The organism is Bacillus pacificus, assembly GCF_020861345.1.
GTDB classification, from domain to species: Bacteria; Bacillota; Bacilli; order Bacillales; family Bacillaceae_G; genus Bacillus_A; species Bacillus_A pacificus.
The window spans coordinates 3,079,763-3,104,548 of sequence record NZ_CP086328.1 but is presented as its reverse complement, the minus strand read 5'-3'; the positions used below and the strand labels follow the sequence as shown (position 1 = coordinate 3,104,548).

Annotated in this window: 26 protein-coding genes and 3 pseudogenes; 18 read left to right on the top strand and 11 right to left on the bottom strand. The window is 32.4% G+C overall.

Annotated features, from left to right (window positions below; translation table 11 throughout):
• Window positions 1-19 precede the first annotated feature (19 nt).
• Window positions 20-1,246 carry an MFS transporter gene (locus LMD38_RS16250; RefSeq protein ID WP_080454402.1) on the bottom strand — a complete coding sequence of 409 codons (1,227 nt, stop codon included), beginning with the start codon at window positions 1,244-1,246 and terminating at the stop codon, window positions 20-22.
• Between the two features lie 264 nt (window positions 1,247-1,510).
• Here LMD38_RS16250 and LMD38_RS16245 point away from each other — a divergent pair, with 264 nt between their 5' ends.
• From LMD38_RS16245 to LMD38_RS16220, 6 genes and pseudogenes are all read left to right on the top strand, one after another.
• Window positions 1,511-1,939, top strand: a complete 429-nt coding sequence (locus LMD38_RS16245) for an NfeD family protein (protein ID WP_000741991.1) — start codon at window positions 1,511-1,513, stop codon at window positions 1,937-1,939.
• Window positions 1,940-1,941: 2 nt separating this feature from the next.
• Window positions 1,942-2,466 (top strand): annotated as a pseudogene (locus tag LMD38_RS16240) (SPFH domain-containing protein); the annotation flags it as partial.
• A 168-nt stretch (window positions 2,467-2,634) separates the two neighbouring features.
• Complete coding sequence (locus LMD38_RS16235) at window positions 2,635-3,849, top strand: site-specific integrase (protein WP_048540258.1); 1,215 nt, start codon at window positions 2,635-2,637, stop codon at window positions 3,847-3,849.
• 14 nt (window positions 3,850-3,863) lie between these two features.
• A complete protein-coding gene (locus LMD38_RS16230; protein WP_048540260.1) occupies window positions 3,864-6,539 on the top strand; it encodes a hypothetical protein in 2,676 nt (891 codons plus the stop codon).
• Window positions 6,540-6,544: 5 nt separating this feature from the next.
• Complete coding sequence (locus LMD38_RS16225) at window positions 6,545-8,266, top strand: site-specific integrase (RefSeq protein WP_048540263.1); 1,722 nt, start codon at window positions 6,545-6,547, stop codon at window positions 8,264-8,266.
• A complete protein-coding gene (locus LMD38_RS16220) occupies window positions 8,248-8,952 on the top strand; it encodes a hypothetical protein (RefSeq protein ID WP_048540266.1) in 705 nt (234 codons plus the stop codon). Before LMD38_RS16225 ends, LMD38_RS16220 begins: the two co-directional genes overlap by 19 nt.
• Before the next feature lie 102 nt (window positions 8,953-9,054).
• Here LMD38_RS16220 and LMD38_RS16215 read toward each other — a convergent pair whose 3' ends face one another.
• From LMD38_RS16215 to arsB, 3 genes are all read right to left on the bottom strand, one after another.
• On the bottom strand, window positions 9,055-9,813 hold the full coding sequence (locus LMD38_RS16215; protein WP_048540268.1) for an adenylate/guanylate cyclase domain-containing protein: 759 nt from the start codon (window positions 9,811-9,813) through the stop codon (window positions 9,055-9,057).
• Window positions 9,813-10,388, bottom strand: a complete 576-nt coding sequence (locus LMD38_RS16210) for a Pycsar system effector family protein (protein ID WP_048540270.1) — start codon at window positions 10,386-10,388, stop codon at window positions 9,813-9,815. The genes LMD38_RS16215 and LMD38_RS16210 overlap by 1 nt, the downstream gene beginning before the upstream one ends.
• Before the next feature lie 253 nt (window positions 10,389-10,641).
• Window positions 10,642-11,628, bottom strand: coding sequence for an ACR3 family arsenite efflux transporter (gene arsB, locus LMD38_RS16205; protein ID WP_228920368.1), 987 nt, complete (start codon window positions 11,626-11,628; stop codon window positions 10,642-10,644).
• Window positions 11,629-11,912: 284 nt separating this feature from the next.
• Here arsB and LMD38_RS16200 point away from each other — a divergent pair, with 284 nt between their 5' ends.
• The 7 genes from LMD38_RS16200 to LMD38_RS16170 all read left to right on the top strand — a co-directional run bounded on the left by LMD38_RS16200 (window position 11,913) and on the right by LMD38_RS16170 (window position 16,981).
• Window positions 11,913-12,557 (top strand): hypothetical protein, encoded by a 645-nt coding sequence (locus LMD38_RS16200; RefSeq protein WP_048540273.1) that lies wholly within the window; start codon window positions 11,913-11,915, stop codon window positions 12,555-12,557.
• Window positions 12,558-12,982: 425 nt separating this feature from the next.
• Window positions 12,983-13,312, top strand: coding sequence for an ArsR/SmtB family transcription factor (locus LMD38_RS16195; protein ID WP_048540277.1), 330 nt, complete (start codon window positions 12,983-12,985; stop codon window positions 13,310-13,312).
• Window positions 13,313-13,337: 25 nt separating this feature from the next.
• A complete protein-coding gene (gene arsC / locus LMD38_RS16190) occupies window positions 13,338-13,739 on the top strand; it encodes an arsenate reductase (thioredoxin) (RefSeq protein ID WP_048540279.1) in 402 nt (133 codons plus the stop codon).
• Between the two features lie 56 nt (window positions 13,740-13,795).
• Entirely contained in the window at window positions 13,796-14,155 is a 360-nt protein-coding gene (gene arsD, locus LMD38_RS16185; protein ID WP_048540281.1) for an arsenite efflux transporter metallochaperone ArsD, read from the top strand.
• A gap of 19 nt (window positions 14,156-14,174) precedes the next feature.
• Window positions 14,175-15,941, top strand: coding sequence for an arsenical pump-driving ATPase (arsA, locus tag LMD38_RS16180; protein ID WP_048540300.1), 1,767 nt, complete (start codon window positions 14,175-14,177; stop codon window positions 15,939-15,941).
• Window positions 15,942-15,968: 27 nt separating this feature from the next.
• On the top strand, window positions 15,969-16,250 hold the full coding sequence (locus LMD38_RS16175) for a HesB/IscA family protein (RefSeq protein ID WP_048540283.1): 282 nt from the start codon (window positions 15,969-15,971) through the stop codon (window positions 16,248-16,250).
• A gap of 278 nt (window positions 16,251-16,528) precedes the next feature.
• Window positions 16,529-16,981, top strand: a complete 453-nt coding sequence (locus LMD38_RS16170; protein WP_048540285.1) for a DUF4362 domain-containing protein — start codon at window positions 16,529-16,531, stop codon at window positions 16,979-16,981.
• A gap of 78 nt (window positions 16,982-17,059) precedes the next feature.
• Here the strand turns inward: LMD38_RS16170 and LMD38_RS28640 are convergent, their stop codons facing one another.
• The 3 genes from LMD38_RS28640 to LMD38_RS16160 all read right to left on the bottom strand — a co-directional run bounded on the left by LMD38_RS28640 (window position 17,060) and on the right by LMD38_RS16160 (window position 18,593).
• Window positions 17,060-17,191, bottom strand: a complete 132-nt coding sequence (locus tag LMD38_RS28640) for a hypothetical protein (RefSeq protein ID WP_095209521.1) — start codon at window positions 17,189-17,191, stop codon at window positions 17,060-17,062.
• Between the two features lie 18 nt (window positions 17,192-17,209).
• On the bottom strand, window positions 17,210-18,076 hold the full coding sequence (locus LMD38_RS16165) for a permease (RefSeq protein ID WP_048540287.1): 867 nt from the start codon (window positions 18,074-18,076) through the stop codon (window positions 17,210-17,212).
• Window positions 18,077-18,146: 70 nt separating this feature from the next.
• Complete coding sequence (locus LMD38_RS16160) at window positions 18,147-18,593, bottom strand: MarR family winged helix-turn-helix transcriptional regulator (protein ID WP_048540290.1); 447 nt, start codon at window positions 18,591-18,593, stop codon at window positions 18,147-18,149.
• A 97-nt stretch (window positions 18,594-18,690) separates the two neighbouring features.
• On the opposite strand from LMD38_RS16160, the gene LMD38_RS16155 reads away from it, so the two are divergent.
• Entirely contained in the window at window positions 18,691-19,188 is a 498-nt protein-coding gene (locus LMD38_RS16155) for an arsinothricin resistance N-acetyltransferase ArsN1 family A (RefSeq protein ID WP_048540292.1), read from the top strand.
• A gap of 46 nt (window positions 19,189-19,234) precedes the next feature.
• Here LMD38_RS16155 and LMD38_RS16150 read toward each other — a convergent pair whose 3' ends face one another.
• A complete protein-coding gene (locus LMD38_RS16150) occupies window positions 19,235-19,423 on the bottom strand; it encodes a hypothetical protein (protein WP_048540294.1) in 189 nt (62 codons plus the stop codon).
• A gap of 419 nt (window positions 19,424-19,842) precedes the next feature.
• On the opposite strand from LMD38_RS16150, the pseudogene LMD38_RS16145 reads away from it, so the two are divergent.
• The 3 genes and pseudogenes from LMD38_RS16145 to LMD38_RS16135 form a co-directional block, all read left to right on the top strand.
• Window positions 19,843-20,289 (top strand): annotated as a pseudogene (locus LMD38_RS16145) (SPFH domain-containing protein); the annotation flags it as partial.
• A gap of 268 nt (window positions 20,290-20,557) precedes the next feature.
• Window positions 20,558-21,148 carry a histidine phosphatase family protein gene (locus LMD38_RS16140; RefSeq protein WP_062822319.1) on the top strand — a complete coding sequence of 197 codons (591 nt, stop codon included), beginning with the start codon at window positions 20,558-20,560 and terminating at the stop codon, window positions 21,146-21,148.
• Window positions 21,149-21,154: 6 nt separating this feature from the next.
• Complete coding sequence (locus tag LMD38_RS16135) at window positions 21,155-21,931, top strand: Cof-type HAD-IIB family hydrolase (RefSeq protein WP_016717293.1); 777 nt, start codon at window positions 21,155-21,157, stop codon at window positions 21,929-21,931.
• A gap of 7 nt (window positions 21,932-21,938) precedes the next feature.
• Here the strand turns inward: LMD38_RS16135 and LMD38_RS16130 are convergent, their stop codons facing one another.
• Complete coding sequence (locus LMD38_RS16130; RefSeq protein WP_062822314.1) at window positions 21,939-22,400, bottom strand: DinB family protein; 462 nt, start codon at window positions 22,398-22,400, stop codon at window positions 21,939-21,941.
• 171 nt (window positions 22,401-22,571) lie between these two features.
• Here LMD38_RS16130 and alr point away from each other — a divergent pair, with 171 nt between their 5' ends.
• Entirely contained in the window at window positions 22,572-23,747 is a 1,176-nt protein-coding gene (gene alr / locus LMD38_RS16125; RefSeq protein ID WP_011040256.1) for an alanine racemase, read from the top strand.
• Window positions 23,748-23,767: 20 nt separating this feature from the next.
• Here the strand turns inward: alr and LMD38_RS16120 are convergent, their stop codons facing one another.
• Both LMD38_RS16120 and LMD38_RS16115 read right to left on the bottom strand, forming a co-directional pair.
• Complete coding sequence (locus LMD38_RS16120; protein ID WP_062822313.1) at window positions 23,768-24,481, bottom strand: class I SAM-dependent methyltransferase; 714 nt, start codon at window positions 24,479-24,481, stop codon at window positions 23,768-23,770.
• Window positions 24,474-24,761: pseudogene (locus LMD38_RS16115) on the bottom strand (GNAT family N-acetyltransferase); the annotation flags it as partial. The pseudogene LMD38_RS16115 and the gene LMD38_RS16120, both read right to left, overlap by 8 nt.
• Window positions 24,762-24,786: the final 25 nt, after the last annotated feature.

The following is a 24,786-nucleotide window of genomic DNA, read 5'->3' as shown; positions in this document are numbered from 1 at the left end:
GTCCTATTTATTTTGTTCATTAAAGTGACATGTTTTTTTGCTTTGTCTTATCATATTTTAATAAGTTAAATGATAAACAAGCAGAGCACAATATAAGGATTGAAGCGAGAATATAAATCGTACGAACACCGAACAAATCGGTAATAATGCCAACACTCAGCATAGAAAGACCAGAAGCTGTCGAAAGAAGAGCACCATGAGCTGTATACATTTTTGATAGTAAAGAAGGAGCGACACTTGATTGTAGAACTGTTGTTTGAGAAATATCTCTAATTTGATAACATGGTCCCATTAGAACGCACAGAAAAAGCGCAATAAAGCCGCTACTTGTCATACCATATAAAAATGTAAGAATACTAAACAGAAGAGAGCCTACCGCCATAGAGCGTATTAAATTGTTTTGAATGTATGTACTCATTTTCCACGCTAATAGACCGCCAATTAACGTCCCAACATAATAACTTGTATTAATAAATCCCCACCATTCTTCTCCTTTATGAAGGACAGTTGTTACATAAGCCATCGTAATAGCACCCATCCATATCGTCCCTGCAAAAGTTTCAATTAAGTCCATACATGTAACAGTACGGAGAGAAGGGTTTTGAAATAAGAGCTTCCAACCTTCCAATAAAGTATCACCTTTTGAAGAAGAAGGCTCTATTACTCGTTCAGTATGTATGGAACGTAATGAAAAGTGTAGTGCAACACATCCGAAAATCATCAAAATATTATTCATCATGAGTGTAGAAGAAGCACCGATAAGAAGCACAATAACACTTGTAAATGAATAAGCAGCGGCTTGTGCAATTTGTGTGGAAAAGGAAAAAATGCTATTTACTTTTACTAATTTTTCTTTCGGTGTAAGGCGCGGAAGAATACCGTATAGTAATGGAGCGCTCCAGCCACTACATAATGAAATGAAAAAAATGAAAATGAATAGTACTACAATGTTTGTGGAAAGGATCGGGAATAATATCATTAATAAAAATAATAGAGCAGTTTTTATCCACTGCAGTGTAAAAAGTAATGAATAAGATGGAAAACGATTCATTATAAGTGGTGCAGATATATTTGCTATAAGATTAGTTATGACTTGTAATAATGGAAAAAGAGCAGTTAATGTAGCTGATTTCGTTGTGATATACATATGAGTTGTAATAATCATTACGTATACGATGTCAGCGAGAGTAATGCATATTTTCGATCCTAGATAGTAAGTCAATGAATGTTTTTGCAATAAGCACACAACCTTTCTGGGGAAAATGTGACAGTAGTTATAATAATTATAATTTAAAAAATAAATTTTGAAAGAATTAAATTTTTTGTCACTTTTTGAAAGGGATTTTCATGTATAATGAAGAATATATTAATATAGTATTTTAATAATACTCATTGTAACAGTGAAAATGTACAATAGCTTGTAGTAAGCGCCCACGTATGAGAAAGGGCGGATAAACCATTCTTTTCTTCATATACATATAGAAAATGAGAAAGAAAGTGAGGGTTGCATATGGCTGCTTGGGTAATTTGGTTTATAATAGCTGGTATTTTATTTATTGCGGAAATGCTGTCGATTACATTTTACATGCTTTGGCTTGGAATTGGAGCTGTTGTCGGAGGTCTTATTGCTTTGTTTGTTCCTGAAGCACTACTGTTACAAGTTGTTGCTGGTGCGATTGTAAGTTTAACATTGACTTTCTTTACGAAAAGAATATCAAAAAACTTTCGGGAAGCAAAAGGTTTTACTGATACAGTAGATATGCTTGCAGGTAAAAAAGGGATTGTTATGCAAGCGATTACAAATGAGGCGAACGGCATTGTGAAAGTGGATGGAGATACTTGGACAGCTATTGCAGATGATCCAATTGATGCCGGAGAAAAAGTTATTGTTATAAAGAGGCATAGTACTATATTACAAGTAAAAAAGGAGAGTGAATAAATATGGTAGCATTAACGTTAACGATTATTTTCGCACTAATTGTTGTTACATTTATCGCATTAACAATCAAAATTATTCCACAGCAAAAAGTTGGAGTCGTTGAAAGATTTGGTAAGTTTCAGCGTGTTATGCAGCCGGGATTAAATTTATTAATTCCGATTGTGGATCGTGTTCGCGTATATCACGACTTGCGTATTCAACAAACGAATGTACCACCGCAGAAGGTAATTACGAAAGATAATGTACAAGTGGAAATTGATACAATTATTTTCTATCAAGTCGTTGAACCGGAACTTGCGACATATGGTATTTCGAACTATGAATACGGTGTACGTAACATTACTTCAGCAACGATGCGTCAAATCATTGGTAAAATGGAACTGGATGAAACGTTATCTGGTCGTGAAAAAATTTCAACAGAAATTCGCTTAGCACTTGATGAAGCTACAGAAAAATGGGGCGTTCGCATTGAACGTGTTGAAGTTGTCGATATTAATCCGCCGAAAGATGTGCAAGCATCAATGGATTATGCGGATAGCTTTTTGGGAATTAAGAAAATTGATAGATTAATTGCCTGGATTTGTTGATATATGAAGGGTTTTGTAATTTCCTAAAGAATAATAGAATTAGTGATATAACAAGTAACCCTATGGAAGAGGAGTTGCTTTTTTTCGTTTTATGGGGGAGGAAGAAAAATGAGATATAAGGTTCAAGAAGATAATATACCTTCTATTAATGGAGAAGGGGGATATGAAAGAGTCATTACTATAATGATAGAAAGTAAAGAAACAGGAAGAAAATACCCTAGTCCTGTAACAGATTTTATTAAAACCATGTATGAGTATAGAGGGAAGTCATTTAACTATCAAAAGGATGTAGCAACTACTATATGTATATTTTTAAATTTTATAGGAGATAAAGTAAAAGAGGAGGATAAAACATTTCTTTCTTTAAGAGATAAGGGATTATATGGATTGAAATATATCCATGGAAGTAGATTTATAACCAGTCTTTCTGTAGAGAGAAAAAATAGAAGAGAGACAGTGGAAAAGAGAGAACTTATTTTAACTGCTTTTTATGAATATCTGATAAAGCAAGGCATAATTGAACCTGAATTTGAATTAGAGAGAAAACTCATAAAAGGTTCAAATAAGCAAACATTAGAGTCACCTTTCCGCCATCCTGCATTTAGTACTGTTTATCCGCCAAAAAATAAAAAACCAAGTAATACTTTAACACATTTAAATGATAGATTGATAAATGAGTTCCTGCAATTAGCTAAAATAATGTATCCATCTATGGTATTAGGCATCTATATGCAAATGTTTGGCGGTTTGAGAAGGGGAGAAGTAGTTAATCTAACGATTGATGCTGTACATCGAGAAAGTAAATCGGTGACACTGGATGTGTTTGATAGACAAGACTTATTATTTGGGAATGTAAATACTGCACATTCACAGGTAAAGAAAGAACGTAAACAACCACTATTTTATAATCCTTTATTTGAATTACTATTTGAAGATCATATGAAACAATTGTTAAAAGTAAAGAATAGACATAAAAAGGCACTCTTTATTAATAAAGAAGGAGCTCCAATGACAGGTGAAGTGTATTCAAAATGGTTTAATGACATTAAAAAACATTTTATAGCATTACTTAAACAAAATCCTAGCCGATATGGTGATTATCTATTACTTAAAGACTCCAGTTGGTCTACACATATAGGTAGAGGAGTATTTACTAATTTATTATTTACAAAAACAAAATTGTCTCCAGCTCAAGTAGCTGCGGCCCGTGGTGATAGCACATTAGATGCAGTAATGTCATATGTAGATCAATTAACAATCAAAGAGGAACTATCAGACGCAATCAATAATTTGTCTCTAGTTGAAATCTATGTAGAGGATTGAAAAGGAGTGGAATAATGGAGAGAGACTACATCAAAATAAAAGAATTGCTAACGAATCCAAAATATAAGCATATTCAAAATAAAAAGTCTAGAGATCAACTTCGAAGTTTAGTTGTAAAAGGTTTAGTGAAATATAAAGGTAGAAAAATAGAATTAAATAGTTTAGAAGCATTTATAGAGGAAGAAAACGACATTATTCAAAATCATTATAATCTTAAAGAAGCAACCCAATTGCTAGGGATAAAAAGTGCGAAAGGAGATAAAATAGATGCAATTTTTAGTAATTTAGGATTACCCATAAAGACCATTAATTATACAATTGCTTCTATTAGAAATCACAGAAGATTTATAAGAAAAGAAATCCTTCATCAATTTTTAGAACATCACAAAACAAGATTAGAGCTAATGAAAAAATTTCCTAAAATAAGTACGAGTGCGTTACTTTATATTGAAGCAAGGTGCAATATTACTCCTATTCAGATTAATGGAAGGGTTTTTTTCTATCGGAATGAAGATTTTAATCAAATAAAGGAAGAAATAATAAGAAAACAGGAAGAAGAGAAATTATCTGGATCAAGAGTTACTTTAACAAAAGAGAAAACATTACAGTTGTTGAATATGACAGAACCGCAATTTAGAAGAATGTTAAAAGAATACCGTATTAATTCAATAAACCCCACTAATCGAGCTGTTTTTTATTTAAAAAAAGACGTACAGTATTATGTTCAAAAACAAGAGGAATTTTGGAATAGACACTATACTAATGCAGAAACTTTAGAAATTCTTGGTTCAAGGAGTGCTTTAGAATCCCCCTGTTCGTTGGAGCGACATAAAATTCCAAGATATGCTCGTTATAAGGGGTTATCAACCATTGAACATGCCTTTTTAAAACAAGATGTTGAGAAACGAAGAGAACAACGTCAAGTAGAACAGCAATTAGAAAATACTTCGCTAGAAAGCCACTATGAAAATTTTAAGTATAGGCTGAAACTGTTAAAAATATCATTTGGGGAGCAAACAAAATATACAAAAGAAAAATGGTTTACACATGTTTTTGAAATACTACATTCCTCTCATGCCGCAGAAAAAACAATGAATAGCAAAATTAAAAATTTCGTAAAAGTAACGCAACTTATTATTAAACTCCTAAAGGAGAATGAAGTGACAGAAATTTATGCTCTTACTTCGAATGATATTAATTTATTTATGAATCATAGTATGAGTGATTCGACCCCAAGAAGAGCTATCTTGTGTAAGTTTTTAGAAAAGGTGAATTATGATGTAGTTGAAGATGGGTATGCGAAAAAATCATTCAATATAAATAAAATCAACATACCAAAACAAAAGAAAAAAGACCCCTTGAGTGAAGGGGAACAAGAAATATACAAATACGATATATATAAGGATTTAAAAGAGTATGTAAATGAATTTGATATTCATTTGGAAAAAAGTGTTCGTATGTTGATTGAAGAAAATGATAGTACATATGCTTCAACATGGTTGTATGTAATCATTCATTTAAATAACGCATGGAGGCATGGAGACGTCACATCATTTAAACGAATAGATTTGACGAATATATATATTCCTAGCGTCCAGGACATGATTAATTATAGAGTTGATTTCCAAACGGCACGTTTAATTGTAAATCGAGTGCGACAACAAGAATTACTTATTTCTAAGACACAAGTAAAAGGATATTTTATTTGTTCTGACGATTTAGCAGAAGCATTTGCTACAGTTGTTTTATTGTTGGAATCTTATTATCAACAACAAGGTTCTAATCATCCTTTTCTAATAAACTTTAATACGAAATATAATATGTTTACTGATCGACATCATAAAGTGTTTTTTTCTAATTTTAAACATAAAGATAATTTTTCTTTTTCATCAAGAAAAATGAATGAAACACTAATGACAATTATTTATATTCTCCTTGCACAACAAGAGAAAGGTGAAAAATCGGCAACATTGGTGAAATTAATGAGAAGACATAAGGATGTAGAAACAATTAAACATTATGTTCATATTCCGAAAGAAGAATTTCATTTTTTAACTAAACAACTGTTTCAAAGAGGAGAATTCGGATTTATTCCTGATCTTTTTCTTGAGAAAGTATTGGGGAAATCATCAAATAGAGAAAAAAGAACAAATGAAATTATAGAATTAACTCAAAAATTTGGTGACATATTTAAAATTGAATCAACCGCAGGATTTATGAATGAGTTTGATGAGAAGCAAAAATCAGTAGTCGATTATATTAGAGGGAAAACATTAGAAGAAGCAACGAGAGAATTACATTTATTGTATACAGAACAATTACCAAGTCGAAATGAGAATGTGCACTGTTTGTTTGGAAAATCTGGTTGTAAAAATACTCATCTAGAAAACTGCTTTCATTGTCCTTATGCTATTCCAACCTTTTATGCATTAAGTTCACTTGGGGAAAGTATTGTTGCAAGAATCAAGGATTATGTGAATGAAACAAGAACAGGGATGAAATTAAAAAAATCGAATCTTATTCATTTGGAATTGAAGCTATTATCAGAAGCGATAAAAGAATTCGGAAAAGAAATAGTTTATGATTTTATAAAACCAAACGCAGAAGAATTTCGTGCACTTGTCAATCAAGTACCATATCCAAAAGAAATAGATTCTCGTTTTATGACCTTATCAAGTAAAAGGAAGTGAGACATATGCAAGATATAGAATTTGATTTTTTTGAGCATGAAATAGACTTTGATAGTTTCTCAGATGAACGTTTTGATTTGAAGAAAAGTATAGAAGAAGCAATAATTATTTATGAAAGTTTAGTTGAAGAAGGTATTGTTTTACAGGGGGATTTTGAAAGCGAGAAATGGATTTGGTTGATGGAAGAAAGAGCTGCAAGAGCTCACTTTAATTTTGAAAGATTACAGAATATGATTAAATTTCAAAGTCATATTTCAGAGGATTTTGTACTTATCGTTAAGTGTTGGATTCTTAATTTGAGTAGACAATTTTCAATTAAACACATTCGTGGTATATATGCTAATATTTTGGTTTTTTTACAAATTACAAATTATTTTAAAGACTCACCTGATGTGGTGGAAGAAAGAATTCGTGATTTAGCTGAAGTTTCTAAAACTAAGAGAAGTAAGGTGACAAGTTGGTTGTTTTTTCTTGACTTCTGTGAAATAGAGCAGTTACAGAAATATAAGAACCTATTTATTTCTTTAAAAAACAGTCTTTCCGCCGAAACGAGAGTCAGGGAACTTCCTAGAGCAATAGACGTTTTTAAATTGGCTAATTGTATAGAAAAATATTTTAAAGAGGATTTATCAAAAGAAGAGCTTTTGTTTTTCCTTCCAGTGAAGTTGTGGTGGAAAATAACAAATATTATACCTATGCGGCCTATAGAGTTTTGTAATATAAAAAGAGATTGTATCAATCGTGATGGGAATCGCTTCTTTTTACGACTACCTCGTAGAAAAAGAAATCCTAATTTTGAAAAAAAGACGTTAGGTGTAACTGATACGTTAGAAATAGATAAGGAAATGTACGAACTAATTAATAATTATATCAATTTAACAGTAGGCTATGGAAAAACCAAAACACTTATTTCTTACCCTTCTATTGTATTCGCTGCTAAAAAATTTAAACTAACAGGCAGAGAAAATAAAATATACCATGAAATTTTTAATTGGCAAGCTTTATCTACGTTAGTAGGAAGATTTTATGAAGATATAGTGTTCAAAAAATATAAATTAACAGTAGAAAAGAAAGTAAATTTAAATGATACTCGGCACATTACGTTTACTTCATTACTTTTGCAAGGTATATCACCAATAGAAATTGCGAGACTGGGTGGACATACAACATTAAAAGCACAATATCATTATCAACAAAATATCGGGTTCTATGTGGATACAGAAATTTATAAACTATCGAAAGATGGTATAAAAGGATTAGATTTTGAAGATATCGTAATAAGAGAAAAGATAAACAATATGCCAGTTTCTCCTCCAGTTCCCTTAAATGAATGTGTTGAAATGGATTTAGGTCACTGTACAGATTTATCAATGCCTTGTGAACATTCTAGACACTGTGTGTTTTGCTCCAAATGGTGGGTGGAACCAAAGCGGGAAAATATTGAAAAACAAAAAGAGATAATACGTCAAGAAACCATTAAACCTTCTGTAGAAAAAATTAAAGAAAAGGCAGCTTTTATTTATCAAATGCATCAAGAACTTAAATTAGAGAGCTTTGGTAAAGAAGTTGATATAAGACCACATACAGAAAGAAAAATAAATGAACAAGCAAACGAATTAAATGCTTTAATACAGCAGTTATTTGTAGCATTAAAGTCAAATGAAGACGTATTAGAAGTAAGTAATTTAATTGAGAAAGAGGAAGAAAAATGGCTGGAAAACCAATAGTATTCGATGAACAAGAGTTACATGAAATTATTCAATTACGATTAAAGGAGTTAAATGGTAACCATTTAAAGCTAACATATAACAGTGTGTTTCAATTAAATAAACAATTGGTAAAAGATAAGAAAATAAGGGCAAATGGTGTCCCTTTTAAAGGATATTCACAGGATTTTTGGTCAAAGGAATATCGAGGTTCTCCATATCGAGGAAAAGAACTAATCGACGAAATGAAAAATAAGACATTAATTGAAGTGGTTGATGGTAGTTTTGGAAAGGATTTTGTTGATATCGCAAAATTAGTAGATGATCATCATACTAACCCACAACAATTAGCAAAAAAAATTATGCGTTTAATGGAGAAAGACAGAAAATCAATCAAAGAATTAAACAAAGAAAATATAGAACTTTTAAAAGAAAAACGTAAACTTCAAGAGGAAATCGAACAACTGCAAAAGGGGATAATAACACTTTTTCATCATAGCAAATCGCATAAAAACTCTCTTGTCAATGTTATGAACATGGGAAAAACGGCTGACCCTGTTGTGAAGGATGTATTAATGTCTATGTTTGCTGGTGATATGACTCTTCTTTATAATTTTAATGATAATGAAACAAAAAAAGAGGAAATGAAAGTAGTTCCATTAAAAGAAAGCAATTCAGGTTCTATTGCAGACGATTATGGTTTTTAAAGAAGAAACTGCTAACAGAATAAAAAACAAAAGAGCTTAGAACTTCTAAGCTCTTTTATTTTTGTAATGTTGAAAAGTATAATTAACAAATTAATCATACATTCAGTCCTTCATTCCATCATCAATCCATTTATTAAAATGTGTTTTGACTGGTTTGCCATGATAATACGTTCCATAAGAACTATCGTATACTCTTGTCCACCAGTTCTCCACACCGTCATTGGGTTGTAATTTTTTTTGGACTTCTATGTAGTTTGAATAAAACGTACTAGACATTACAATTGCACCAATTCCATTTTTATTACCTAAATCAGACAATTTAGCGGCTATCGTTACAGATTCACCAATCCAAACTAAGTTATTAATTGCAGAGGATTTTCTACCTGCTTTAACAGCTAAAGTTTTATTTGTTGCTAAACCAATCCCTGCTTTTATCGTAGGAAGGCTTCTTTCCTCTAGTAGTTTATTCAACATTTTCATATAAGTATTTATATGAAAAGCTCGATTTGCAATATCATAAAGATCTTTTTGAAGCGGTGTTGAATATACCGCATATACACAGTCTCCGCGTATTCCAATTTCTTTTAAATCATTATCCGTATCTTTTCTTAAAATTTCTATAATTTCAGAAGTAAATCCTCGTATTACTTTCGCTATATCTACATCATTTTCTCCTGAAAACAGAGTCGTTGAATCTCTTAAATCTACAAAAATAGCACCAGCCCAAGCTTTATAACCATTAGTATAGGTGAAATCTTCATCTCGTGGGAATTTATCTACTTCATTAACTTTATCTGTATTATCAAGAATTTCTTCTACTTTTTTCTTACGTTCCTTATAGTCATAATCTTTGAAATCCATTACTTAAATCCCCCTAGCATCACTAAAATCATTCCCATTACATATAAAATTAGTACGCCTCCAATTCCAAGAGCAGCACATTTAATACCTTTACTGTAATAAGAATACTTAATTGTACAAATTTTGGCGTTTACATAAATTTGTGACAAAATATCTGTTATTTCGTCATCGTCTTGAGAGTTATTCATTTTATCTTTAAATTCTCTAAAGTTATTTTTAGCTATACTTTCGAAAAAATAAAGTGAATCATTATAAATGCCTTCATATGCTAGTGTATCTTTACTTAATCGAGGAACCAGCACTCTAACTAAGCAATAAACTCCATATATAAAAATAACCCACGAAATAACAAATAATAATAGATATAAAAGATTTGCAAAATTAATGTGTTGAAGGGGTTGTGAAAGAATCTGTTTTAACATTTTAATAGAATTCTCTGATGTAAATATTGTAAGAAATACACCAAGTACTGCAATTACAATAGATGCTTTAGTATCACAACTTTTAATCCAGTCGAGATGTCGATCTAAACGATCGGTCAGATTGCTTTTATCTAAAGAATTATTTCCTGCCATAAATATTCACCTCCTAAAAGCTTATTATTTATATTATATAATATCTTTAAGAAGATTTAACAACATTTAACAGCATTTGCATTGCTTTTATTTAATTTTTATTGGTTCAATAAAAACTTAATTGCTAAAAAACGAATGAAATTATATTGTAGTAAAAAAGATAGATAAAGAAAATAACGCTTTATCTATCTTAATTGTTTATTTATATAATGTTTTAATTTTATATAAATTCTCTTTTTAGTACCACATAAAATTATAATGATTTTCTATGCGAAAACTTGTCTCTTAATTTTAAAGCTACGTTAACCAGTGCAATTAATACAGGAACTTCTACTAATGGGCCGATAACTGCTGCGAAGGCTGCACCTGAGTGAATGCCAAATACTCCAACTGCAACTGCGATAGCTAATTCAAAGTTGTTACTTGCTGCTGTAAATGATAAAGAAGTAGCAACAGGATAACTTGTTCCCATTTTCTTAGATAAGAAGAATGAAACAAAGAACATTAAGATAAAGTAAATAAGTAATGGGATTGCAATTCGTACAACATCCATTGGTAACTGAACAATCATTTCACCTTTAATAGAGAACATCACTACAATCGTAAATAGTAAAGCGATTAAAGTTAATGGACTAATACGAGGGACGACCGTCGATTCATACCATTCGCGTCCTTTTGTTTTTACAAAAATAAATCGTGTTAACATACCTGAAATAAATGGAATACCTAAATAAATACCAACACTTTTTGCGATTTCACCCATTGAAATATCTACAACAAAGCTATCCATACCTAACCATCTCGGTAATACTGTGACGAATACATATGTGTATACAGAGTACAGTAAAATTTGAAAAATGGAATTAAAGGCAACAAGACCAGCAGTGTATTCACGGTCGCCTTGTGCAAGGTCATTCCAAACAATAACCATAGCAATACAACGTGCTAAACCAATCATGATTAAACCAACCATATATTCTGGATAGTCTTGTAGAAAGACGATTGCTAATACAAACATTAAAATCGGTCCAATGACCCAGTTTTGAAATAAAGACAATAATAGCACTTTCCAGTCCTTAAATACGCGCCACATTTCCTCGTATCGAACTTTTGCGAGTGGTGGATACATCATAATAATAAGTCCAATTGCAATCGGAATAGATGTTGTTCCTACTTGTAAAGAATTTAGATGATCAACAAAACTTGGTGATACATAGCCAATGAATACACCTAATGCCATAGCTAGGAAAATCCACAATGTTAAATAGCGGTCTAGAAAAGATAAGTTCTTACTGACTTTCCCCACTTTATTCTCCTCCTTGAAATATATAATCAATCACTTATATAAGTATACGCTTATATTAGCGTTTGATTATATGTTTTTCAAGTATTTTGAATGGACAAGAAATTTTTAGTCAGAGAGATGAATATTGTAAAATATGAAACTAATGTTTTTTCGGATTTTTATATTATTAATTGGAGGGAAGAGATATAATTATTTAAAAACGGTAAAGGGAGTTATCCATGAAGGGAAAAGAATTTTTGGATTATATATTAGTGCAGCAATATCAAAATAGTGCTACATATAAAATTGGTAAGACTAATAAACAAAGTCATTTAAAATATAGCCTTAAACATACATCAGTTTTCAATTTAACAGATATGGATAGTGAGGGAAGTAAACCAGGTAATTATAAAACAATCGCACATGAGGTAGGGCATTTGGTTAATAATATTAATAATCCCAGTTGGTTTAAAAAGTTATTATTATTTCAATACTTATTTTTTACTTTTGCAGGTATAAGTATAATTTATGCTCTTTTTTACTTAGGTTATATTTATATACAAGGATTCTCGTATGATGTATTGTATGTTTTTTTGGTAGTCATGAGCTTAGTATCAGTAACATTGGGTGGTTATTTTGCTGCTATAAAAACGAAAGATGAGGAGTTTGCAGATCAAAATGCTGAATTGTTAATTAATAAATATTTAAAGGATGCACTCAAACATTATGGGAATTCTGGAAATGTACTACAAATCTACAACAGTACCTTAAAAGTATTACAGGAAGAAAGCAAGAAGTTTCGAAATAATTATAGAGTCATAATTACTGCTGTCTCACTAGTACCCTTGATAGGGTTAGTTATCGCACATGTTACTAACATGTAATTAATATTTTAGTTTTATATATAATGTTATTAATAAGTGTAAAAATATCAATAAAAAGAAACTAACCAAAAATATTAGATTTTGATAAATGATATAAATATAGAGGATGAAAAAATATGTGGATAACATACTAATGTAATACATTGCTTTGAATAAACTACTGAAATATAAGTTATTAATCCTAATACGACAATAACTGAACAGTAAACAAGCATATAAAGAAAATAAAATGAATAATAAAATATATTTCAAAATCATCCCTCCTTTTTTTGAGAATAATTAATTGGATTGAATTGTCAAGGTAATCCTTATAAAAACGTTCTTATAAATTTATAAGAACGTTTTTTAGTGAATAATGGGTTCTTTTTGGTTGAATATATAAGCAAATGCTTATATACTTATGATGTAGAAAAGGAGGTTGAGATATGCAAAAAACAACATTAGAAATTGAAAAGGTATCAAGTATCCTGAAATTACTAGGAGATAAAACGCGATTAGCAATAATGCGAATGGTATATGAACAAGAATATTGTGTTTGTAACTTTGTAGATATATTTAAAATGAGCCAACCTTCTATTAGTCAGCATGTACGCAAGCTAAAAGATGCGGGGCTTGTAAAAGAAGAAAGACGTGGACAATGGATTTATTACTCCATAAATATAGAAAGTGAATACTATGAATTGGTTCAAGATATGATTCGTCATGTAGACCTACCTCAAGGTGCAACTACTTGTGATGATAACTGCTGTAACTAACAGAAATATTAGGAGATGAACAAACATGACAAAGAAAACAATCTATTTCTTATGTACAGGTAACTCTTGCCGTAGCCAAATTGCTGAAGGATTTGGAAAAACATACTTAGGAGATACATGGAATGTATACTCTGCAGGAATTGAAGCACATGGTGTGAACCCAAATGCAATTAAAGCAATGAATGAAGTAAATATTGATATTACAGGTCAAACATCAGATATAATCGACCTCGACATTTTAAATAAAGCAGACCTTGTTGTGACATTGTGTGGACATGCGAGAGATGTATGTCCAACAATTCCTCCACATGTGAAACATGAACATTGGGGATTTGATGATCCAGCAGGACAAGATTGGTCAGTGTTTCAACGTGTGCGTGACGAGATTAGTGCACGCATTAAGAAATTTGCAGAAACAGGTGAGTAATCAAAAACATAGCCGAGAATTCGTTCTCGGCTTCTTATATAGGAGGGGAAAGAACTATGAAAAAAATTGAAATTTATGATCCAGCAATGTGTTGTTCAACAGGTGTTTGTGGTCCAAGTGTAGACCCTGAGTTAATTCGAGTTTCTGTGGCTGTTAACAATTTAAAAAATAAAGGTTTTGATATTACACGTTACAACCTAGCAAGTGAACCAGATGCATTTGCTTCAAATGAAATGATTAGTAAATTGTTAATGGAAAAAGGTCCTGAAGTACTTCCTGTTACTCTTGTTGATGGTGAAGTAGTGAAAGAACAAACACACTTATCAAATGATGAATTTGTTACATTAACAGGATTAACAGAAGAAGAGTTAAGTCAAAAGCCTCGTGTACGTTTAGGTTTAAACGTGAAAAAGTAAAGAGAAAGAAGGTATGGACATGACTCGTTTATATAATCCACAGACAATAGAATTTACGCCATTTTTATTTTTTACTGGAAAAGGTGGTGTGGGGAAAACATCAACTGCATGTGCAACGGCAGTTACATTAGCTGATAAAGGAAAACGTGTGTTACTTGTAAGTACAGACCCAGCTTCAAACTTACAAGACGTGTTTAATATGGAACTAACGAATCATCCAGTAGAAATTCCTAGTGTAAACAATTTATTCGTAGCAAATTTAGACCCTGAAACAGCGGCAAATGAGTATAAAGAGCGTGTGGTGGGTCCGTATCGTGGAAAACTTCCAGAAGCGGTTATTAATCAAATGGAAGAACAACTATCAGGAGCATGTACTGTAGAAATTGCTGCATTTGACGAGTTTTCATCGTTATTAACAAATAAAAAACTAACAGAACAGTACGATCATATTATTTTCGATACAGCACCAACAGGTCATACATTACGTCTTCTTCAACTTCCAACGGCATGGAGTGGGTTCTTAGAAGAAAGTACACATGGTGCTTCTTGTCTTGGGCCACTTGCTGGATTAGGTGAGAAGAAAAAATTGTATGAAGCAACAGTTACCGCTCTATCTAGCGGGAAACAAACAACGTTGGTGTTAGTAACCCGACCAGATATATCTCCATTACAAGAAGCGGCAAGAGCCTCAAAAGAACTTGGAGACATTGGTGTACAGAATCAAATGTTACTCATTAATGGTATGATGCAAAATCATGTGAAAGAGGATGAAGTATCAAAAGCGTTCTATGAGAGACAAACAAAGGCATTAGAACAAATGCCAAATGAATTGAAACAAATTATAACTTACGAGGTTCCTTTAGCGCCATTTAATATCACTGGTATTGAAAATCTTCGCAAGTTATTCATGGATAATGCTACTTTTAATGTAGGTACATTAGAAGAAAAAGAAATAAAAACAACACCTTTAAAAGACTTGATTGAGAATATACACCAAACAGGACAACGGGTGATTTTCACAATGGGAAAAGGCGGTGTAGGTAAAACAACGGTCGCATCTACAGTCGCGGTTGGTTTGGTAGAAAAGGGACACAAGGTTCATTTAACGACTACTGATCCAGCGGCTCACTTAGAACATGTTATGCACCATGAATCCCTACATGGAAATCTATCTGTAAGTCGTATTGATCCTAAGGTCGAGGTAGAAAATTACCGAGAAGAGATTCTAAATCAGTCAAGAGAGTTGTTAGGCGAAGAAGGTTTAGCATATTTAGAAGAAGATTTACGATCTCCTTGTACAGAAGAAATTGCAATCTTCCGTGCGTTTGCCAATATTGTAGAAAAAGCAAATAATGAAATTGTTGTTATTGATACAGCACCAACAGGACATACATTATTACTTTTAGATGCGGCACATTCATATCATAAGGAAATTGAACGTTCTACGGGTGAAGTTCCAGTTTCGGTACAGCAATTGTTACCACGTCTTCGTAATCCGAAAGAAACAGGAGTTGTGATTGTTACGTTAGCAGAAGCTACACCTGTATTTGAAGCGAGTCGTCTACAAGAAGATTTAAAACGTGCGAGTATTACACCAACTTGGTGGGTTATTAATCAAAGTTTATATGCAACAAACACAAAAGACCATATTTTACAGGGTAGAGCGATGTCCGAAATAGAGTGGATGCGTGAAATTGAAAAAAAATCGAATGAACAATATGTGGTGATTCCTTGGAAAGCACAAGATATTGTTGGCTATGAAAATTTGAAACACTTAACAGTGTAAAAATAAAAAAGAAGAGGAGAGAATACTATGATTATTACAGATGGAGCAAAGGCATATATTGAAGAGGTTATGAAAGAACACGGTGTATCCACATTACGTTTTTCATTTGAAGGTGCAGGATGTTGCGGGCCGAGTTGGGGAATGGCGTTAGCTACAGCACAGGAAGATGATATTGTACAAACAATTAATGGGGTAGAGATCGCAATTGATAAAAAAATTGTAGATACAGTAGATAAACTGACTATTGATTTTGAAGGAAAAGGCGAAGAATCAGGGTTAGTCTTCCACGGTGGAGAAAGCTGCTGTTAAATATTAAATAGTTCTTTTGTTTTAAAGCAAAAGTAATCATATAAAAATAAAGACCAAATCATTATGCGATTTGGTCTTTATTTTTGCTGATAAATCAATAAAAGTACTTGTGTGTAATCCAGTTCGTATCTTTTTAATAAGGTAATGTTATTAAATCATTATTTAAAATAGCTAAAGGGAAATGTAATTATATTTTAGAATTAAAGCAATGAAGGATGAATGTTGGAATATATTAAAGGTTAAGGGGATGAATCTAAATAATCAGTTTGGAGGAGAAAATGAAAAAATTGTTCTTCACTGTGATTCTATTTTTGATTGTTATTACTACCTTCGGTTGTTCAAATAGTAAAGGCTATAGTTCTAAGGAAGCAATAAAAAGAGGCGACATTGTGTATCAACAAAGCAAAGTTGCTAATTTAGCAAGATTTGAACAGTTCTTAATGAATCTATCTAACAAAAAAGAAGATACGATACGAGTGACAAACTATACACATGAAGGAGACCCGATATTTCAAGATTTGAAATTTGATGGAAAATCCTTGAAATATACTTATGACAATTTAAGCGATCAATTTGCTGGGGAAAATAAAAGTGTAGAGACTGATGTTTGTAAAGAAATAATTAAGAAAGAAATTGAACAGGGAGAAATTGAGTTTTTTGTAAGTGGTTGTGCAAAACAGCAGGATTCCTTTCTTTTTCGTGTGGAAAAAAGTAAATTAAAACATGATTGAGTAATGATATAAGAAATGATATTACGCAATAGAAAAACATCTGACGCATAGGCAGATGTTTTTCTTATTATATATTTATTATTTACAGCACTTTGATTTATTATCAGTGTTTTTAGAAGTTGAATCATTCTTTTCTTCTTTTACTTCCTCAATTTTAATACTGCAACAATCTTTTTCTTTGCTCTGAAATAGTTTTTTAAAGATACTCATGGTAATTCCTCCTCTGTTTTATATGAAATAAAATAAAAATCCTGAAAGTGTTGCCATACTCATTACTGAAAGAATAAATGCTACGACTAATTTCTTTTTGAAAATACTGTTTAGCAATGTTATCTCTGGTAAACTTGCACCCGCAGAACTAATCATTAATGCCATAACTGGACCTAATGCCATTCCTTTTGCAATCATGATTTGCGAGATTGGAATCATCGTAGAAAGACGAATATATAATGGGATACCAATAATAGCAGCAATCGGAACAAGCCACCAATTATCACCTCCTAAATAGTTTGTAATCCATTCAGTAGGTACAGCTCCGTGAATAACAGCTCCAATTAGTGCACCAAAGATTAGGTAAGGATATACTGTCTTCATTAATTGAAACACTTCAACAAAAGCGTTTTTTAAGCTAAATGATTGTGTTTTTTCTTCATATCCACTCATAATTACCTGTTTGACTTCTGTTTCGAATCCTAATTTTTCAAGTGTGTAGCCAATGATAATGGATAATAGGGATGTAATGACCGTATATGTAAGCGTCACTTTTACACCTAGCGTTGCAGTCATAAGTGTTAATATCGTTGGATCAAGGACTGGTGAAGAGAACAGAAATACCATAACTGTTCCAAATCGAATTTTTTTGTTCAATAAGTTCACAACAATTGGAATCGTTGAGCAAGAGCAAAATGGTGTAATAAAAGCAAATACGATAGCAATGAAAGAACTGTATAGAAAGTTTGATTTAGAGAGCAATACGTCTAGCTTGTCGTATGGCAAAAAGCTTTGAATGACTTGAATAAAGAACGAAATACCAACAAATAAGAGCGTTAATTCAAGTGCGATAGAAAAGAAATCGCGAAGAATGGTTTCCCACATGTTAATTCCCCCTTTTAAAATAGTTGCATTTTGCAAGTATTGGTTTAAAATAAAGAGCAAAATACTTTGCTCAAGCAAGTGGCTTACAGCAAACATCAGTATCTTGCATTGCGTTGTTTAACAACTGAATAGAATTTAATATCATATCTTTTTCAAATGGACTCATTTTTGAGAACACTTCATTTAAATATTGATTCATTTGTTCATTGATTGTAGTAACAGCAAATGTTCCCTCTGTGGTTAGGGACAAGGTATAAATTCTTCGGTCTTGTGGAGAAGGCGTTTTTGTAACAAATTTTCCTTTCACAAGTGTTTGGATTTGTCTGCTAAATGTTGTAATATCCATACCTAGAGTTTCTGATACGGTTTGCATAGAGGGTTGATCACGTTTGCTAATTTCATATAAGATGTGGCTTTGAACAAGTGAAATCTCTACCCCACCAATACTACAACAGTTTTTATTTAAAAAACCAAAACGTCTTGCGAATACTTGAAATAGTTCTCTTGCATCGTTCATTACTAATTCCTCCTTTGCTATAGTTATACTATACAATAATATTTGCAAAATGCAACTATTTTCCTTTATAATTTTCTTATAAATTTGAAAAAGGGGTATGAATATGGAGATAAGGAAGTGTCAAAGTACTGATATTGAAGCGATAACACGCATTTATAACCAAGGAATAAAAGATCGAATTGCTACATTAGAAGAAAAGGAAAAGACCATTCATGATATGGAAGAGTGGTTCGTAAAACGCGGAGAACGATATGCGGTATTAGTGGCGGAAATGGAAGGACAAATTGTAGGGTGGGTGTCTTTAAATCCCTATTCTCATCGTTGTGCGTATAACGGTGTTGCTGACTTATCTATTTATATTGACCGAGAGCAACGAGGTAAAGGGATAGGAAAACGACTATTACAAAAGATTGAAGAGGTTGCTATACAAAATGATTTTTATAAGATTGTATTGTTTACGTTTCCTTTTAATGCATTAGGGCAAGGTTTATATCGTTCTATGGGGTATCGTGAAGTAGGAGTTTTTAAAAACCAAGGTAAGTTAGACGGAGAATTTGTAGATGTTATGGCAATGGAAAAAAATATTGATTTATAAAAAGAAAAAATGCCTTCGAATTAAATTATTCGGAGGCATTTTAATATTAGTATCCTAGTTCTTTTTTTAATCTAGCTGTTTTTTCTTTGAGGACTTTTAGTTTGTCTTCAAATGTTTGTTGTTCTTGTTTTCGTTGTTCACGTCGTAGTTTTACATACTCTGAAATGGGGATTGTTTTTAATTCAATTCCTTCATCATCGTCTTCTAGAAAATTGTCCTCGTCATTAAGAGACATAAAAAAGAACCTCCCAGTGTTAATGCAGAATGCACCCATAATAGTATATGCGGGTATCCTAACGAAATGTAGGATGCCGAGTCCCACTATATGATATGCATATTAACACTTGAAAGTGAGTTGAAATAAGTGTTTTAAGAGGGGACAGCTAAGAGGGTTTGCTTAGTAGCCTAAAAGTGTAAATATAAATATTCCAGGGGTGTTTGTATAAAGAAACATCTTTATTAATCGTGAACAATTGTTAGAGTTTAATACAGGTTAAATTTAAAATTCAAGAATAGGCAAATTAGGATGACCATTGAAAATATGATTGCTGAGAATTTGATGTTCTATTTCCCTAATAAAGTTAGGGAAATAGAACATCATCGTTGATATAACAACATTTATGTCATTTCACTAACTGTTTACGTTCGCATAAAATCGAAAAACAAATGAAAGCAGAGCGTAATAAACGTGCGATCATATTAGAAGCTGAAGCTGCAAAACAAGATAAAGTCCTTCGTGCTGAAGGGGAGAAGCAAAGTAAAATCTTAATGGCTGAAGGGGATAAAGAAGCACGTATTCGAGAAGCGGAAGGTATTAAAGAAGCAAAAGAATTAGAAGCGCAAGGGGAAGCAAGAGCGATTGAGGAAATTGCAAAAGCAGAACAAAATCGAATTGAATTACTTCGCGAGGCGAATTTAGATGAACGTATACTTGCCTACAAATCATTTGAATCATTAGCTGAAGTTGCGAAAGGGCCAGCAAATAAAGTCTTTATTCCATCTAATGCAATTGAAACACTTGGTACTCTTGGGGCGATTGGTGAAATTTTTAAAGAAAAACAGGCGAAGAGATTACCTTCTTCAGATACACCAAAAGAATAATAGGAGTGAAAAGAGAAATGGGGTGTGGCATTTCTCTTTTTATTTTTGGATAGGATAAAAATATTAGTCCTTTGTCATTATGGATAGGAATTTGTTGTTTGTCATTTTTGACAGAATAATAAGTTTAGAGTGCTTGGGATTGTTAAGTGGATTAACACGTTTACTAGATGGGTTAAAAAACTGTCAAAGTAATATATTTTTGTTAAAGAAAATTTAAAATATGATATAATGGGATTTTGTGGATATTAAATGGGGGAGTGGGAAACCAGTGCAAATATTATTAATACGCCACGGAGAATCAGAAGCTGATATTTTAAACGTACATGAAGGACGAGCTGACTTTGAATTAACAGGAAAGGGAAGACAACAAGTGAAAAGGCTTGTACAGAAAGTGAAAGAAGATTTTCCACCAGATTTCATTTGGGCAAGTACATTAAAACGTGCTCGCGAAACAGGTGAAACGTTAGCAGAGGGAATTGGGTGCCCAATTCAATTAGAAGAGGAATTAATGGAGTTCAATAATGGAGTTCAAGCAGGTCTTTCATTTGAAGAAGCTAAGAAACATCCCGAGCCAAAGTTTCTTCATGACCGATTTGAAAACGGGGAATCGTTTATTGAATTTAGAATGAGAATAGAAGGCATCTTTTCTAAAATCGTGACAGAGAATACGTATGACCGAATTGCAATTGTTGCACACGGTGGTGTAATAAATAGTCTATTACGTGCGTTTTTCAAAATGCCCATTTCAATGGATTATTATTTTAAAATGGGAGATACGGAAATAAGCTTAATTGAAATGGATGGCGAACAAAAAACGGTACATTTTATTAATGATACGAATCATTTGGATGGGATGTAGAAAATTATGTACAAAGTTGTATTTTTCGATGTTGACGGTACGCTTTTAAGTGAGATTGATAGAAGTATGCACGAAAGTACAAAAGAAGCGATACATAGGTTAATAGATAAAGGGATTCATGTAGTTGTTACGACAGGGAGACCATATAGCTTATGTTCGCAATTTATGGAACTAGGCATAAATACGTTTATTTCTGCAAATGGTGCCCATATAAAATGTGGTGAAAAAGTTATACATAAATCAGTACTTTCACGTGAAATCGTTCATGATATCTCGAGATTTGCTGAATTACATGGTCACGGTATTTCTTATTTTACCGAGGATTTTGCAATGAACGGAATAGCCTCGGATAATGAGCGTGTAATGCAAGCGCTTAGCGAGACGTTGAATTTAGAGAAGTATCCTGAAAAAAGCAAGGATTTGTCTAAAGAGATTTATTGTTTATGTCTGTATGCGGATGAAATGGAATCTCAAAAATTTATTGAAAAGTACCCGATGCTTACATTCGAACGTTTTCATGGTTATGTCATAAATGTATTGGAAGATAGTAAAGTATCGAAGTTAACTGCAATTCAAAAAGTATTGGAGCATTTAAATATTTGTAAATCAGAAGCGGTTGCTTTTGGCGACGGGGGAAATGATATTGAGATGTTGCAGTATGTAGGATTAGGTATTGCGATGGGGAATGGTGGAGAAGAGTTAAAAACAAGAGCTGATTTTGTTACAAAGAAAGCGAGTGAAGGTGGTATTTTATTCGCCTTAGAAAAGTTTCATATCGTCTAACATACCTTTATTGAAATAAAGGTATGTTAGGATCTTTTATATGCTCACATAATAAAAGATGAATTTGCCCACGATGATGATAAAAGTGGGCAACAATTTCCAGCAACCATTCAAAGCGTGAGTAAGAAATACCCCAATAAGCAGTCTTCATTTCTGCTAATTGTTCATTGGAATAGGATAAAAAAGTTTTAGAAAGTAAATCGTAGCCCTGTATCATCGTTTTTTGCATTTGCGCAATTGTTTCGGGTGTTTGTTCTTTATAGAAAGTATGCAGCTCTTTTTCCGTACTACCATTTAAAATGAGTAAATCAGCATGGCAAATAAGAGAAAGATGTGCATACATTTCAAATAATGAACGCTTCGATTGAATCGGAGCTATTTTCAAATCAATTTCAGTATATTGATCCAGCATTTGAATAGAAGTATCAACAGCAACTTTAAGTTGATGCAATGCAGATTGTACAAACATTGTAATTCTCCTCTTCTCCGTATATAATAGTTTCTTGAGGGTATTATATCATACTCAAAATTCCGAAAATTCTAGTAGTTTGACTAGCATATTGAAAAGTATTATATTGTAAAAGGTCATATGAAACGTGAAGTAGAATGGAATGCAATTATTGAGTTAGGAGTTAGACCAATGAGTTTGAAATATGGAAGAGATACAATTGTTGAAGTTGACTTAAATGCAGTAAAACATAATGTAAAAGAATTTAAAAAACGTGTGAATGATGAAAATATTGCAATGATGGCTGCTGTAAAAGCGAATGGGTATGGCCACGGAGCAGTTGAAGTTGCGAAAGCTGCTATTGAAGCGGGAATAAACCAGCTTGCAGTTGCATTTGTAGATGAAGCGATAGAGTTAAGAGAAGCAGGAATTAACGTGCCGATTTTAATTTTAGGCTATACGTCAGTAGCGGCTGCGGAAGAAGCAATTCAATATGACGTTATGATGACTGTTTATAGAAGTGAAGATTTACAAGGTATAAATGAAATCGCAAACCGTCTTCAAAAGAAAGCGCAAATTCAAGTGAAAATTGATACAGGGATGAGTCGTATCGGTTTACAAGAAGAAGAGGTTAAACCATTTTTAGAAGAATTAAAACGTATGGAGTATGTGGAGGTAGTAGGAATGTTTACACATTACTCTACGGCAGATGAAATCGATAAATCATATACGAATATGCAAACAAGTTTATTTGAGAAAGCTGTCAATGCAGCAAAAGAATTAGGGATTCATATTCCATATATTCATAGTTCAAATAGTGCAGGTTCAATGGAACTTAGCAATACATTTCAAAATATGGTTCGTGTAGGTATTGGGATTTATGGAATGTATCCTTCAAAAGAGGTAGATCATTCAGTTGTTTCTCTACAGCCTGCGTTGTCGTTAAAATCAAAAGTAGCCCATATTAAGCATGCGAAGAAAAATCGCGGTGTAAGTTATGGGAATACGTATGTAACGACTGGTGAAGAATGGATTGCCACTGTACCGATTGGTTATGCTGATGGCTATAACCGTCAGTTATCTAATAAAGGGTATGCATTAATAAATGGAGTTCGAGTACCTGTTATTGGTCGTGTTTGTATGGATCAGCTTATGTTAGACGTTTCAAAAGCAATGCCAGTACAAGTGGGAGACGAAGTAGTATTCTACGGTAAACAAGGCGAAGAAAACATCGCAGTAGAAGAAATAGCGGATATGTTAGGTACAATTAACTATGAAGTTACATGTATGTTAGACAGAAGAATCCCGCGAGTTTATAAAGAAAATAATGAAACGACTGCTATTGTAAATATACTAAGAAAAAACTGAATCGATATGATTCAGTTTTTTTATTTTTGACAAATGAAAAACGCTCTGTTTGTACCGTGTGTTTGAATGTTTTTAAAACCTACGGATTCTAGTGAAGAAATTATTTCTTCATTTGAATAACAAGCTTCTTCAAAAGAAAAATCACTTCTTGCCCAATTATTATCTATGTCATGTTGAAATAGTATAAAGTTCATGATGGCTTTTTTATTTTCATCATCATATGTAGAATCAATCGTACAAACATATTCATCCGCTGAAATATGAAATGAAGCAATCCAATTTTCAAGAAATCCTTTTTCCATATTCATATCAAATACGAATGTACCTTCGCTATGCAATACGGAGTAGACATTATGAAAAACACTTTTTAATTCATCTAATTTCAAAATATGGTTTAAGCTATCGCCAGTAGAGATAACATATTGAAATTGCTCATTTATATTGAAATAGCGAGCATCATCGACGATAAAGGTTGCGTTTGGAGCGTTTTGACGTGCGTATTCAATCATTTGGGCAGAACCATCTATACCAGTTACTACAAAATGATTATCGATTAATTTCTTAGTTAGGTGACCAGTCCCGCAGCAAAGATCTAAAATATGAGAATGTGGTGGTGCATATTGTAAAACAAGTTTTTCCAAAAGTAGATAGGAGTGTTCAGCAAAATGCCCCCAATGTTTATTATAAATGGATGCGAAAATATCATAATCAGAATATATTAGTTTTTTAGACACATGCATTCACCTCAAAATTCATTACATTATAGTAGTCATGCTTCGTTTTCATTTCAAAACCACATTGTGTATAGAGTTGTAAAGCATTGTTATTTTTCGTTTCAACGTCTAATTCAATTGTTGAAGCTCCTTTTGTAATAAGGGTATGTACCATATAACTAAGAATATCTTTTCCGTATCCTTTACCTTGATAGGAAGGATGAACGGCAAATCCTGATAGTATAGTAGATTGCTCTTGCTTCGAAACTGTAATCGTTCCTATCACTTTTTCGTTCAATATTCATTTTATAATTCCTCACATTCGT